The organism is Methylorubrum suomiense (genome assembly GCF_022179765.1).
In the GTDB taxonomy this organism is placed as follows: domain Bacteria; phylum Pseudomonadota; class Alphaproteobacteria; order Rhizobiales; family Beijerinckiaceae; genus Methylobacterium; species Methylobacterium suomiense.
Genome location: NZ_BPRE01000006.1, coordinates 222,868 through 235,986 on the forward strand (window position 1 = coordinate 222,868; position 13,119 = coordinate 235,986).

Here is a 13,119-nt window from a genome sequence, read left to right on the forward strand (position 1 = left end):
GCACCTCAGGATGAGGGGTTGGGTCGGACGAGCGGGTGACGTCGCCGAACGATCTATCCGCGGATCGCCCCCTGATCCGGCGCGACGACCGCAAACAGATCGGCGAGCGCCGCGAGGCTTGCCGATTGAACCGCGGCGGCCGGGACGGTGGCGCCGTCCGGCCCCGGCAGGGCGCGGGTGGCGGTCGCCGCGGCGACGACGGTCGGGCGGAAGCCGAGGCTGAAGGCGCTGCGGGCGGTCGAGTTCACGCACATATGGGTCATGAAGCCCGCCACGATCACGTCCTCGACGCCCGCGGCCTTGAGCTGTGCCTCGAGGTCGGTGCCGACGAAGGCGCTCGGATAGGCCTTCGTGACGATCGCCTCGCCGTCCTTCGGAGCGACCTCGTCGCTGATCTGGCCGATCGGCGCCGTGATGTCGTAGGGCGAGCCCGGCCCGGCATCGTGGCGCACGTGAAAGACCGGGATGCCGGCGGCGCGGGCCCGTTCCAGCAGCGCCGCCGCCTCGCGGATCGCCGGCTCGACGCCCTCCAACTGCATCACGCCCTCGCGGTAGGTGTTCTGCAGGTCGATCATCAGTAGGGCCGAGCCCTTCAGCGCGGCGGGCTCCGGCGGCAGGCCGGAGAGGCTGCGAAGGGTCTTCAGATCGGTCATGAGGCGTCTTTCTCGGTGAGCGTTTCCGGCGGGATGTGAGCCGAGACCGGGCGCGAGCGCAACCGGCCGAAAGTCGGACGGACGATTTGAACCCACCCTCGCCCTCATCCTGAGGCGCCCGCGCAGGCTGGCCTTGAAGGAGGACTCCCGATGTCTCAGAGCCGGCTCGACCGGCTCGTCCCATCAAATCCCCTCATCCTGAGGTGCCGCGAAGCGGCCTCGAAGGAGGGCTCCCGATGTCGTCAGCGATCCCTGGAGCCCTCCTTCGAGGCTTCCGCTGCGCTCCAGCGCCTCAGGAAGAGGGGGAGGGTGGGATCAGCGCTGCGCCGAATGCGTCGGCTTCTCGGGTTGGGGTGCGATCCGGCCACCTTCCTTGAGATCCGAAGGAGGGCTCAGCACGAGGCGCTCTCCGCCGGCCAGACCCTGATCGACCTCCACGGTCGTGCCCTTGTCGCGGGCGATGTGGACATTCGCCCAGGTCACGGTGTCGTCCTCCCGGGAGAGCGCCACGCGGGTACCGCCCTGGTTGAACACCAGGGCCTCCGCCGGCACCGCCACCGTCGGGGCACCGGTGCGGGGAATGGCCAGGGTCACGTAGACGTAGAGGCCGGGCCGCAAGACCCGGTCGGGGTTGGGTACGTCGACCTGCGCCGTGAGCGTGCGCGAGGAGGCCAGCAGCGCCACCGAGGAGCGTTCGACCTTGCCCGAGAAGGTCCGGTCCGGCATCTGCGGCACCTTGATCTCGGCGGCCACACCCGGGCCCACGCCGACGGCCGCGTTCTGCGGCACGTTGACGGAGATGCGCAGCACGTCGTCCCGGTCCATCGACAGGAGCGGCGTGCCGGAGCCCGCATCCGCCTGGACGAGATCGCCGACATCGACATTGCGAGCGGTCACCACCCCGTCGAAGGGCGCGGTGACGATCTCGAAACCGGTCAAGGCCTTGAGCCGCCCGACGGTGGCTTCCTGGGCCTTGATATTGGCCTCGGCCACCTTCACGTCGGCCTCGGCCGAGGCGAGGTTGGCGGCCTGTGACAGCACCCCGGCCTGCGTGTTGTCGGCGTTCTGCTTCGAGGCCCAGCCCTGGCCGGCGAGCGTCGAGGTGCGCGAGTTCGTCACTTGGGCGAGGTTCACATTGGCCTTGGCCTGATCGACCATCGCCTTCGCCCGTAGGAGCTGCGCCTGGAGCTGGCCGAGCTGCGCCTCCGCCTGCATCAGCTGCTGATCGAGGTCCGGGGCGGCAATGCGCAGGAGCACGTCGCCCTGCTTCACCCGGGAGCCGAGATCGACCCGTCGCTCGGCGATGTAGCCGGTGGCGCGGGCGAAGATGCGGGCGGTGGCGAAGGGCTCGGTCTGCCCCGGGAGGGTGAGCGAGACGGGGCCTTCGAGGCGCTTGGCCTCCACGGTCCGGAGCTTCGGGACGAACGTATTCTGCCGGCGCTGCGTCTCCTCGGCGCGCGCCGCCCGCTCTCCGTGACCATGCGCGCCCCAGGCGATCAACCCGGCGGCGACGAGCGCCGCGAGGACGAAGCCGCGCTTGCGCGGCGGCGGCGGGATTTCGGCTGCGGGCTTGTGTTCCGACGCGCTCAAAGGCCGATCCTGGGGTCGCGGCAGCCCGCCGCCGTCTTGGTCGCGAACATCATACATAATCCTGAAGCGGTTTGACCGCGCCGCGACGCAGCAGGGTGTAGAGGAAGGGCACGAACAGCAGCGTCGAGGGCGTGCCGAGCGCGATGCCGCCCATCACGGCGCGCGCCAGCGCCGCGTTCTGCTCGCCGCCCTCGCCGGTGCCGAGCGCCATCGGGATCAACCCGAGGAACATCGCGCCCGCCGTCATCAGCACCGGCCGCAGCCGGGTCTCGCCCGCGGCGATCGCCGCCTCGAAGGCGGAGCAGCCGGTCGCCTCGCGGTGCTCCTTGGCGAAGGTGACGAGCAGGATCGAGTTCGCGGAGGCGATGCCCACCGACATGATCGCCCCGAACAGGGAGGGGATGGAGAAGGCGGTGTTGGTGATGAACAGGCTCGCGACGATGCCGCAGAAGGCGATGGGCAGGGCCGCCAGAACCACGAAGGGATCGCCCCAGCTCTGATAATTCACCGCCATCAGGAGGTAGACGGCGACGAGCGCGATGGCGAGCCCGATGCCGAGCCGGAAGAAGGCCGAGCGCATGTTCTCGATCTGGCCGCGCACGACGATCTTGTCCGGGGCGGGCAGCGCCTTCTGTTCCTCCTGAACGATCCGGTCGATCTCGCGGGCGACGGAGCCGAGGTCGCGGTCCTGCACCGCGGCGTAGACGTTGAAGGTCGGCTGCGTGTTGACGTGGTTGATCACCGTCTGGGTCGGCTGGCGGGTGATGCTGGCGACACTCGACACCAGCGTCAGCGCGCCGGGCCCGAAGCCGCCGGTGGCGGAGGCGCGGGCGAAGAGCGGCGTGTTCTGGAGCGCGGTGAGCGAGTCGTTGCGGTATTCCGGCGTCTGCACCCAGAGCTGGTAGGGAATGCCGGTCTTCGGATCGGTCCAGAAGTTCGGCGTGACCTGGAAGGAGCCCGACAGGGAGACGTTGAGGCTCTGGGCCACCTGCTGCTGCGTCAGCCCCAGTTCGGACGCGAGGCGCCGGTCCACGTCGATGAAGAATTGCGGCATGTCGACGATCTGGTGCAGGTGCACGTCGACGAGGCCGGGCATCGCCTTGAGCCGCGCCTCGATCCGGCGGGCGGCGGCGAGATCTTTCTCGAGGTTGCGGCCCGAGACCTGCACATCGATCTGCGAGATGACGCCGAAATTGAGAATTTGCGTGATGATGTCGGAGGGCTGGAAGTAGACGATCAGGTCGGGAAAGCGCTCGTGCAGGACTTCGCGCAGGCGGCGCGTGTAGTCCGCCACGGACCCATGCCCCTCATTCAAATCGATCAGCATCTGCCCGTCGTTGTAGGAGACGAACGAACCGTCGGAGAAGGCGAAATTGTAGTTGTTCGACGGCAGGCCGATATTGTCGAGGATCTGCCCGATCTCCTCCTCCGGGATCACCTCGCGCACGGTCTTCTGCACCTCCGCGAAGACCTGCTCGGCGGTCTCGATGCGCATGCCGGGGCGGGTGCGCAGGTGCAGCGTCATCTGGCTCGATTCGACCTGCGGGAAGTAATCCTGGCCGGTCTGGACGAAGAGCACGCCGGTGCCGGCGAACAGCAGCGCGACCAGCGTGACGGTCGCGACGCGGCGGCGCAGAACCACGTGCAGCAGCCCGACATAGCCGCGATGGAAGCGGACGAACCCCGCCTCGAACCGGCGGCGGAAGGCGCCCGCGAACCGGAACAGCGGCCGCGTCAGCCAGATCACGGCGCGGGCGATCCGGCCCTGGCGCGGCGCCTCGTCCGCGCGCCCATGGTGCTGGAGGTATTCCCGCTCCACCAGCACGTCGATCATGACCGGCACAAGCGTGCGCGACAGCAGGTAGGAGGTCAGCATCGCGAACACGACGGCGAGCGCCTGCGGCGTGAACAGGTATTTCGGCGTGTCGGTGAGCGCGAAGACGGAGACGAAGGCGGCGCAGATCGACAACGTCGAGATCAGCGCCGGCTTGGCGATGCCGGCCGCGCCCTCGACCACGGAATTGCGGAAGGGGCGCCCCTCCTCGAACAGGCGGTAGGTGTTCTCGATCGCCACCGTCGCGTCGTCGACCAGGATGCCGACCGCGAGGGCGAGGCCGCCGAGCGTCATCACGTTGATGGTCTGGCCGAGCGCGGCGAGGATCGCCAGCGAGGTCATGATGCAGAGCGGGATCGAGACCAGCACGATCAGCGTCGAGCGCCACGAGCCGAGGAACAGCAGGATCGTCAGGCCGGTGAGCGCGGCGGCAATAGCGGCTTCGTGCAGCACACCCTCGATCGCCGCCGAGACGAAGACCGACTGGTCGAAGAGCGGCTTGATCTCCATCCCTTCGGGGGCCGCCGCGCGGATGTCGGGGAGCGCCGCCTTGAGGTTGTTGACGACGTCGAGGGTCGAGGCGGTGCCGTTCTTGAGCACCCGCATCAGCACCGAGGCCTGCCCGTCGGCGCGCACGATGTTGACCTGCGGCGGCCCGCCGTCGCGGACATAGGCCACGTCGCGCACCAGCACCGGCTGGCCGCCGACGACCCGGATCGGCATCTCGTTGAGGCTCGCGATCGCGTCGGGCGTCGCGTTCATCTGCACCGGATATTGCTGCTCGCCGATCTTGGTGAGCCCGGAGGGAATCGTCAGGTTCTGCTGGGTGACGGCGTTGGTGACGTCGAGCGGCGTGAGCCCGAGGGCGCGCAGGGCGTGCAGGTCGAGATCGACCATGATCTGGCGCGGCGCGCCGCCGAACGGGGAGGGGAGCGTCGAGCCCGGCACCTGCGTCAGCCGCTGGCGGATGCGGTACTGGGCGTAGTCGTAGACCTTGTTGAGGCTGTCCTTGGTCGAGGTCAGGGCGAGCTGGATCACCGGCACCGAGGAGGCGGAGAAGCGCACGATCACCGGCGGCTGCACGCCCGGCGGCATCAGCGCGCGGATCGAGTTCGTCGAGGAGACGATCTGCGCGATGGCGAGATCGATGCTGACGCTCTGATCGAAGTAGATCTTCATGATCGACGTGCCCTGAAGGCTCGTCGATTCCATCCGGGCGATGTTGTTGACGTTATTGGAGATGCCGAACTCGGAATAGGTCGTGATCCGCTTCTCCATCTCCGGCGCGGACAGGCCCGTATAGGTCCAGACCACGACGACGACCGGGATGTCGACGGTCGGCAGCACGTCCTTCGGGGTGACGACGATCGCGCCCAGGCCGCCGAGCATCATCAGCACGGCGAGCACGTAGGTCGTGATGCGGAATTTGAGGGCGTACTGAACGAGACCCATGCATGCCTGCGTGATGGGCGGGGCGGGGCGCATCGGACCCCGGCCATGTTTCCATTCTATGTCCGGAGACGATGCGGAACAGCGCCGCGCTGCGATGCCGCAGCGCTCTGTCCGGCCGAAACGACCGTTGTGCTCAGCGTCGACTCACCACGCGTGACTGTAGACTATCAAAGGTTTCGCCGTCCGCGCCTCCTCTCGGCCGATCTGTACTGATTTCGCGAAGTGTTGCGGAAATCCCACGTCGGACGATTTCTGTCGCGAAGCTTCGCCATTCGCGGGACGATCGGAGCGACGCAGCCTATAGCGGAGAGGTTCGCGCATCGGATGCTCCGTCGATGACTCCTCTGCGACCGGCGATGATCGTGCTGTTCAGTCTGGGCTCGGGATCGGTCGCGCTGATCGTGCCCGGCTCGGCGCAGACAATGCCGCGGCTCGGGCTGTCCGGGCCCGAGGTCGGAATGGATTTCGCCGCTCGTCCGCTGCACGGGGGAGGGGCCGGCCGCCCCGAGGCCGACGCGGTGATCCGCCCACCCATGGGGCCAGGCCGCAACCGCACCCTCGCCATCGGCGTCCCCGAGGACATCGACCGCCCGGCCGCCGATACCGGGCAGGGCGGCTGGCCGATCGACCTGCGCCGCTTCGCGCCCCCGCCGCGCGCCGCGGCGGTCGAGCCCTGACTCCGGTGTCCATCGCGATGCGCACCGTCTCGCCCCCTCGAATGGCCTCCCCGCAGGCCGGCTTCACCCTGCTCGAAACCGTTCTGGCTCTGGCGCTGATCGGCCTCGTGGCGACGCTCGCCCTGCCCCGCGGCTCGCCCCGCGACAGCGGCACCTCCCTGCGGATCAAGGCCTACGAGATGATGGCCCTGCTGCGGGCCGACCGGGACGCGGCGCGATCCGGCGGCGTTCCGGTGGTGGCGCGCGTCGATCTCACGGATCGCATGCTGCGCTCCGGCGCCTCGGACCGTGCCGTGGCGTTGCCGCCCCGGATCGCCATCCGGATCTCGGAAGGGTTGGCCGGCGGGGTCCGCTTCCTCCCCGACGGCACCGCCACCGGCGGCGAGATCTTCCTGGCCCGCCCCGGCCTCGGCGCCTTGCTGGCGGTTCGGATCGACGGTCTGACGGCGGCGATCGATCTCGACGAGGGCCGCTCGTGAGGGCCGGCGCGCGTCCCGGCCGTGCCCCCCGGCTCCGCCCTCGCCGTTCCCCGCGCGACGCGCGCGGCGGCTTCCTGATGGTCGAGGCGCTGGCGGTGCTGGCGATCAGCGCCGCGATCCTGCTGGCGCTCGGCTCGCTGACGCGGCTGATGCTGCACCAAGCCGACAGCCTCGCCGGGCGCACCGCCCGGCTGGAGCGGACCGAGCAGGGACTCTCGGCCCTGGCGCGGGACATCCGCCGGATGGCCCGCGCCCGGTGGGACGGGCCGGACCGGGAGCGCTTCGTGTTCGCGGGCGGCCCCTGGCAGCTTCTCTTCGCCCTCGACCGGCCGGTGGCCGAGGGCAGTGCCCTGCGCGAGACCGTGGCGGTGCTGCTGCGCAGCGAGGGGGATGGAACGGGCGGACGCCTGACCCGCGCGGAGGCCCCGCTGCCGCCGGACCTGCCCGGCCCCGGCGCGCTCGCCTTCGGCCCGGACCAGCTACTCTACGAGGGCCCGGCCCGCATCCGGTTCGCCTACGTGGCGCCCCGCAGCGACACGACCCCGGAGGTGATCGTCGATGCCTGGCCGCCGGCCGGGCCGCCGCCGGTGGCGGTGCGGGTCGGTCTCGCCGATCCGGGCACCGGCGACGTGGCCGCATCGTTGCGCGTGCCCGTGCGCGCCGAGGCCGAACCCGGCTGCGTGCGCCCCCGAACGCATTACTGCAGCCGCACCGAGGAGGGCGCGGGCGACGACGAGGCGGCGCTCGGCGCCATCCTCAACGCGGTGACGCAGGACCGCGCCGCCCAGAGGCGGAACTGAGCATGCCGAGGCGCGTCGCCGGAGCGAGGGGCGAGGCCACGGGCGCCAGCATGGCGGCGCGCAAGGCCCCAGGCCGGGACGGACGCGGCGGCTTCATCCTGGTGGCGGTGCTCGGCGTCATGGCCCTGTTGGCGAGCCTGCTGGGGGGCACCACCGTGCTGGTGCGCGCGGCCTTCGAAGGAGTGCAGGCGAAATCCGACGACCTCGCCCTGGACGGCCTGGTGCAGGCCGGGCTCGACCTCGCGGCCTACGAACTCTACGGCCTCAAGCTCGCCCCGGCGCAGATCGACGGACAGGAGATCCGGCTCGATTCCGGCACCGTCACCCTGTCCGTGAGCGACGAGGCGGGCCGGATCGACCTCAACGGCGCCGATCCGGCGCTGCTGGCCTCCGCCTACCGCGCCGTCGGCGGCCGCAGCCTCCGGCCGGAGGAGTTCGCCGCAAGGGTGGTGGCGTGGCGCGACCGCTACGAGCCGAAGGATGAGCAAGGGGCCAGCAAAGGGGCGCTCACCGCCGCCCCGCCCCGGCCCGACGACGGCGCGCGCCCCCATCGCCGCGAAGGGTTTCGTCAGGTCGGCGAGTTGCGCTGGCTGCCGGGCGTCGATCCCGCCGAGGTCGAAGCCCTGGCCGGGCTTCTCACCGTCAACAATCCCGGCGGCAAGGTCGACGTGACGAGCGCTCCGCCGCCGGTGCTGCTCGCCTTGCCCGGCCTGCAGGCACCGCTCGTCCAACAGATCCTCGCCCTGCGTCGCCGCCCCGACGGGCCTGACCGCCTCCTCTCGCTTCTGAAGGGGCAGGAACGCTTCGTCGTCACCAAGGGCGGCAGCGCTCACCGGGTTCGCTTGGAGGCCAGACGGGGCGCGGGCGTGACGCGGCGGGCCGAGGCCGTGATCACGCGCGCGCCGGCCAAGCTGGCGCCGTACTTCGTGGTGGAGTGGTCGGGATAGGAGGCGCGACGGGCAGGACGCTTGCCAACCGCAGGAACCAAGAACGGACGCGCCAGCACCGGATTCCCATGGAATCCGGACGGACCCTATTTTTCTACATTCATCCGAACAATACATTTATGTATCTAGCAGCGGCGAAGGACACTAGACAATTTTTAATCCGCTCGACGCAATGAATATTTGCACGAATACATTCGCGTGATACCCATTCATCGATCCGCAAATATTCGATTCGCGGATACGGCTCCTCGGAGCCCAACAGGGGGTTGGGGAATGTCACATTTAAAGCATAAACTCGGAACGGCGACAGTTCTTGGGGGCACAGCCCTGGTCGCAATGCTGATGTCGAGCGCCGCCTGGGCCCATGAAGACGCAGAGAGGAATCCGGGCGGCGGTCCGTCATGCCCGGTGAGCCATGGACAACTCAAAGCCGCCGTGACGCAAGCGGCGGCCGCCGATTCCACAGGACTCAACAACGATTTCTGGGCCGTCGCGGTGACGCGGTCGGGCCAAGTCTGCGCCGTCGCCTATTCCGGCGGGAACATCTACGCGCAATGGCTCCTGAGCCGTCAGATCGCGGCGGCCAAGGCCTACACCGCCAACGGCCTGAGCCTCGACGCACCGAAGGGCCCGCTCTCGACCGCGCAGCTCTACGGCTTCGTGCAGCCGAGTCCGAGCGGCGGCAACCCGCTGTTCGGCCTGGAGGGTGGCAACGTCCTCGACGCCAGGGCGGCCTATGACGGCAACGTCGCCGAGTTCGGCACCCCGCGCGACCCGATGATCGGCCGGCGCGTCGGCGGCACGATCACCTTCGGCGGCGGCCTCGCGCTCTACGACGGCAAGCGCGCCATCGGCGGCGTCGGGGTGTCCGGCGACACCGCCTGCGCCGACCATTCGGTGGCGTGGCGCATCCGCTCCATCCTGAAGCTGGTGCCGCCGTCGCCGACCGACACCATCACCCTGACCGCGGGCGCCACCCCGGCCACCGGCGGCCATCCGCGCTGCCCGAACGACACGGGCACGCAGGGCCAGACGGCGACGAACTGAGCTGTCCGCGCCGCTCAGCGCGGCGCGACGGACACGGATGCGTCCTCCTCCCGGCCGGCCGGGGGGAGGGGGCTCTCCGGGTCGCTCGCGGCTTGCCGGGCCGCCTGCGCCCGTCCGAGCCAGAGCGCGTTGGCAAGCCACGCCGCGGACAGCGGCACCGCGACGATGGCCGCCGCGTGACCGCCATAGCCGAGGGCGCCGAGCCCGGCATAGGACCACGCGCCGACCTGATCACCGAGGCGGTAGACCACCGTGTCGATGAAGCTCTTGGCCTTGTAGCGATCCTCCCGCGCGACCACGGTGAACAGCACTTCGCGGATCGGCCGGGCGATGGCGAAATTACCGGCCCGGCGCAGGACGTAGACGACGACCACCACGCCCACCGTCGGCGAGAGGGCGAGCGCGGCGAAACCGACGATGCTCGCCGCCGGCAGCAGCGCCAGCGTGACACCGACCCCGAGGCGCCGCACGATCCGGCCGGTGAAGAACAATTGGACGCCGAGCGTCAGGGCGTTCACCGCCAAGTCGACGGTGGCGAAGAAGGCGGTCTGCGCCCCCCGGTCGGGGAAGCTGCGCTTGGCCACCGCCGCCTGCTCGAAATAGAGGAACGTCGCCGTCACCGAGAACAGAGCCAGGAACAGCGCGATGTTGAGGAGATAGGGCGAGGACACGGTCCGCTGGATGCCCGCCAGCACGCCGCCGCCGATGGTCTCACCCGCGCGGGAGGCTTCCGGCACCGCGTGCAGGCGTCCGATGATGCCGGCCAGCCCGCGCATGGCGAAGACGGCGGCCTCCAGCAACAGAGCCGCCGCGACCAGCAGCACCCAGGTCGGCACGTCGCGGGCGAGTGTCGCGGTCACCGCCGAGCCGCAGATGGCGCCCAAGGTCGCGCCTGCGGCGATGAAGCCGAACAGGCGCTTGCCCTGCTCGGTGGTGAAGACGTCGACGATCGTGGCCCAGAAGATCGAGACCACGAACAGGTTGAAGATCGAGAGCCAGACGAAGAAGGCCCGCCCGACCCAGAGCGCCGCCTCACCCTCGGTGACCGCGATCAGCCCGGCGAAGACGAGGATGTTGAGGATGAAGAACCGGTAGGTGAGGGGCACGAACCGCGCCCGCGGCAGGCGCTTGACCAGCCACGCGAAGGGCAGGTTGAGGGCGAGCATTCCGACGAGGGTCGCCAGGAACAGCCATGGCAGGTTCTCGAGCCCGCCCGCCACGCCCATCTGGTCGCGGATCGGGCGCAGCACGTAGTAGCTCGCCAGCAGGGCGAAGATGTAGGCCCAGGACCAGGCGAGCGCCGGCCCCTCGCCCGGCCGCACATCGACGAGGCGCGCGAGCCGGGCGCGCAGGCTCAAGGCGCGACCCCGAGCTTCGCCCTGAGCTCCGGCGCCGACAGCTCATGACCGAAGCCGGGGGAGCCCATCGCGAAGGTTTTGGCCGCATCGAGTTCACCCACGACCACCGGATCGAAGCCGGCATCGGTGACCAGCGTGCGGGCGGTCTCCAGCGCTTTCGGGTCGTCGCCCGCGATCGGCACCGCCATGCGCGGATCGGGCCGGCCCGCATTCTTGAGGAAGATCTTGTAATTGGCCGCATTGAAGGCGCGCACGATCCGGGCGCCGGCGAGGTACTTGGCGGAGACGGCGCCGATCCCGTCCTTCTCGACCTCGTCGTAAATCGCGCCGTCGCGGGTCTTCACGGCATTGCCCGCATCGATCACCACCTTGCCCTTGAGGGCGGCGGCATTCTCCTTCCCGAGTTCGGGATAGGCCTTGTAGGGCACCGCGATCAGCACGGCGTTGCCGAAGGCGATCGCCTCCGCCGGCGTGCCGGCCCGGGCCTTGGGACCGAGTTCCTCGATCAGCGCCTTCAGCTCCTCCGGATGACGGGAGGAGAAGAACACCTCGTAACCGGCCTTGAGCCAGAGCCGCCCGAGCGTGCCACCGATATTCCCCGCCCCGACGATCCCGATCCTTCTGGGACTTTCGGATTGTGCCATCGCCGGGACGGCGAGGGTGCAGAGCAGGACCGCGAGGACGCTGCGTCGCGCAAGACGATCAAACCGCATCGATGAAGGCCTCCATCTTGCGCCGCTCGGCGGCGTCCGGCAGGCGCCCACGGGCGGCGCCGAGGTTGTCCTCGACATAAGCGGCCTTGGCCATGCCGGGGATCGGGCAGGTCACCGCCTCGTTGGCCAGCACGTATTTGAGGAAGAACTGCGCCCAGCTGGCGCAGCCGAATTCCCGCGCGAAATCCGGCACGGGCTTCCCCTTCACGGCGGTGAAGAGCCGGTCGCGGCCGAACGGCACGTTGACCATCACGGCCACGCTCCGCTCCTGCGCCAGCGGCAGGATGCGCTCGGCGGCCTTGCGGCTGTCGAGGGCGTAGTTGACCTGGAGAAAGTCGAGCGTCTCGCGCTTCAGGACCGTTTCGAGTTCCGGAAACTGGTCATCGCGCCAGACCGTGACGCCGACGGTGCGGATGCGCCCCTTGTCCTTGAGGCCGCGCAGGATCGCGAGGTTGGATTCCGTGTCGATCAGGTTGTGCACGGCGATCAGATCGATCGTGTTGGTGCGCAGGCGCTTGAACGAGCGCTCGATCTCGGCCTCCGCGGCGGCGCGGCCCGTCGCGGCGACCTTGGTGGCCAGGAAGATCTTGTCGCGAAGCCCTTCGAGGATCACGCCGAGCACGTCCTCGGCGGTCCCGTAGCTCGGCGCGGTGTCGATGACCTTGCCGCCGAGCGCCACGAAGCGCTCCACCGCCTCGCGCAGGGGCGCCGTCGCCTCCGGCGTCACCGCGACCTCGTAACGGCGCGAGGTGCCGATCCCCATCGCCGGCAAGCGCTCGCCGGTCGCGGGAACCGTCCGGACGATCAGCGGCTCGTCGGCGGCGCGGGCGGGCGGGATCGCCCTGAATCCGGCACCGGCAGCGGCGATGGCCGCTCCGTGCAGGAGGGTTCGGCGGGAGATCGGCATGGGGCCTCCTTCGGGCGTGCCCGAGGGAGATAGGGCGGCAGGCCGATGGCGCGACCCGGCGCAGGCACCGGGCTGCGCCTCAACCCTCGAAGCGCCCGATGGTCACGACCGTCTCGCCGTAGGCCCGCCGCTCCAACTCCGAGACGCGATCCGGCAGAACCGGACCGGCGCTCGCCACCTCTTCGACGAGGACGAGGGCACCGCCCGCAAGCCAGCCGCCCTTGGCCGCCGCCGTGAGGGCGGCGGGGGCGAGACCCTTGCCGTAGGGCGGATCGCAGAAGACCAGCGTCGCCGGTGTGTCGGCGGTGGGGCCGAGTCGGGTCGCGTCGCGGCGGATGAGCCGCGCGCGGTCGCCGCAGGCGAGGGCCGCGATGGTGTCGCGGATCAGGCCGCCGGCCTCGCGGCCGTCATCGACGAGGAGCGCGCTGGCGGCACCCCGCGACAGCGCCTCGAAGGCCAGGGCACCGGTCCCGGCGAACAGGTCGAGCACGACGGCGCCCTCGACCGCGTCGTCGTAGGCATGGGCCAGCACGTTGAACAGGGCCTCGCGCAGGCGGTCGGAGGTCGGGCGGATGCCCTCGCCCTTCGGGCCGGCGAGCCGGCGCCCGCGCCATTCCCCGCCGACGATCCTCACGCTCCACCCTCAGCCGACTGTGCGGCCA

At 70.1% G+C, this 13,119-nt stretch carries 12 protein-coding genes; 5 read left to right on the top strand and 7 right to left on the bottom strand.

Annotation, left to right across the window (positions count from 1 at the left end):
- Positions 1 to 53 precede the first annotated feature (53 nt).
- The 3 genes from MFF26_RS11620 to MFF26_RS11630 form a co-directional block, all read right to left on the bottom strand.
- Complete coding sequence (locus MFF26_RS11620) at positions 54 to 653, bottom strand: cysteine hydrolase family protein (protein ID WP_137828648.1); 600 nt, start codon at positions 651 to 653, stop codon at positions 54 to 56.
- Positions 654 to 968: 315 nt separating this feature from the next.
- Positions 969 to 2,300, bottom strand: a complete 1,332-nt coding sequence (locus MFF26_RS11625) for an efflux RND transporter periplasmic adaptor subunit (RefSeq protein WP_137828649.1) — start codon at positions 2,298 to 2,300, stop codon at positions 969 to 971.
- Complete coding sequence (locus tag MFF26_RS11630) at positions 2,293 to 5,529, bottom strand: efflux RND transporter permease subunit (RefSeq protein WP_238308005.1); 3,237 nt, start codon at positions 5,527 to 5,529, stop codon at positions 2,293 to 2,295. Before MFF26_RS11630 ends, MFF26_RS11625 begins: the two co-directional genes overlap by 8 nt.
- Positions 5,530 to 5,864: 335 nt before the next feature.
- Between MFF26_RS11630 and MFF26_RS11635 the strand changes: the two genes are divergently transcribed.
- From MFF26_RS11635 to MFF26_RS11655, 5 genes are all read left to right on the top strand, one after another.
- Positions 5,865 to 6,206 carry a hypothetical protein gene (locus tag MFF26_RS11635; RefSeq protein WP_137828651.1) on the top strand — a complete coding sequence of 114 codons (342 nt, stop codon included), beginning with the start codon at positions 5,865 to 5,867 and terminating at the stop codon, positions 6,204 to 6,206.
- A 5-nt stretch (positions 6,207 to 6,211) separates the two neighbouring features.
- Complete coding sequence (locus MFF26_RS11640; RefSeq protein ID WP_137828652.1) at positions 6,212 to 6,685, top strand: prepilin-type N-terminal cleavage/methylation domain-containing protein; 474 nt, start codon at positions 6,212 to 6,214, stop codon at positions 6,683 to 6,685.
- Positions 6,682 to 7,485, top strand: coding sequence for a PulJ/GspJ family protein (locus MFF26_RS11645; RefSeq protein ID WP_137828653.1), 804 nt, complete (start codon positions 6,682 to 6,684; stop codon positions 7,483 to 7,485). The genes MFF26_RS11640 and MFF26_RS11645 overlap by 4 nt, the downstream gene beginning before the upstream one ends.
- A gap of 2 nt (positions 7,486 to 7,487) precedes the next feature.
- Positions 7,488 to 8,432, top strand: a complete 945-nt coding sequence (locus MFF26_RS11650; protein WP_238308006.1) for a type II secretion system minor pseudopilin — start codon at positions 7,488 to 7,490, stop codon at positions 8,430 to 8,432.
- A 408-nt stretch (positions 8,433 to 8,840) separates the two neighbouring features.
- Positions 8,841 to 9,479 (top strand): heme-binding protein, encoded by a 639-nt coding sequence (locus tag MFF26_RS11655; protein WP_238308007.1) that lies wholly within the window; start codon positions 8,841 to 8,843, stop codon positions 9,477 to 9,479.
- A 14-nt stretch (positions 9,480 to 9,493) separates the two neighbouring features.
- On the opposite strand, the gene MFF26_RS11660 is transcribed toward MFF26_RS11655, so the two are convergent.
- From MFF26_RS11660 to rsmD, 4 genes are all read right to left on the bottom strand, one after another.
- Positions 9,494 to 10,837, bottom strand: a complete 1,344-nt coding sequence (locus MFF26_RS11660) for an NTP/NDP exchange transporter (RefSeq protein WP_137828655.1) — start codon at positions 10,835 to 10,837, stop codon at positions 9,494 to 9,496.
- Positions 10,834 to 11,550, bottom strand: a complete 717-nt coding sequence (locus MFF26_RS11665; protein WP_137828656.1) for an NADPH-dependent F420 reductase — start codon at positions 11,548 to 11,550, stop codon at positions 10,834 to 10,836. The genes MFF26_RS11660 and MFF26_RS11665 overlap by 4 nt, the downstream gene beginning before the upstream one ends.
- On the bottom strand, positions 11,540 to 12,457 hold the full coding sequence (locus MFF26_RS11670; protein ID WP_137828657.1) for an aldo/keto reductase: 918 nt from the start codon (positions 12,455 to 12,457) through the stop codon (positions 11,540 to 11,542). The genes MFF26_RS11665 and MFF26_RS11670 overlap by 11 nt, the downstream gene beginning before the upstream one ends.
- 79 nt (positions 12,458 to 12,536) lie before the next feature.
- Positions 12,537 to 13,091 (bottom strand): 16S rRNA (guanine(966)-N(2))-methyltransferase RsmD, encoded by a 555-nt coding sequence (gene rsmD, locus MFF26_RS11675; RefSeq protein WP_238308008.1) that lies wholly within the window; start codon positions 13,089 to 13,091, stop codon positions 12,537 to 12,539.
- Positions 13,092 to 13,119: the final 28 nt, after the last annotated feature.

Bases quoted from the DNA above. Each gene is read 5' to 3' on its own strand.
- MFF26_RS11650 (WP_238308006.1), top strand. From the start codon at position 7,488: ATGCCGAGGCGCGTCGCCGGAGCGAGGGGCGAGGCCACGGGCGCCAGC.
- MFF26_RS11625 (WP_137828649.1), bottom strand. From the start codon at position 2,300: ATGTATGATGTTCGCGACCAAGACGGCGGCGGGCTGCCGCGACCCCAG.
- MFF26_RS11670 (WP_137828657.1), bottom strand. From the start codon at position 12,457: ATGCCGATCTCCCGCCGAACCCTCCTGCACGGAGCGGCCATCGCCGCT.
- MFF26_RS11630 (WP_238308005.1), bottom strand. From the start codon at position 5,529: ATGGGTCTCGTTCAGTACGCCCTCAAATTCCGCATCACGACCTACGTG.
- MFF26_RS11635 (WP_137828651.1), top strand. From the start codon at position 5,865: ATGACTCCTCTGCGACCGGCGATGATCGTGCTGTTCAGTCTGGGCTCG.
- MFF26_RS11665 (WP_137828656.1), bottom strand. From the start codon at position 11,550: ATGCGGTTTGATCGTCTTGCGCGACGCAGCGTCCTCGCGGTCCTGCTC.
- MFF26_RS11620 (WP_137828648.1), bottom strand. From the start codon at position 653: ATGACCGATCTGAAGACCCTTCGCAGCCTCTCCGGCCTGCCGCCGGAG.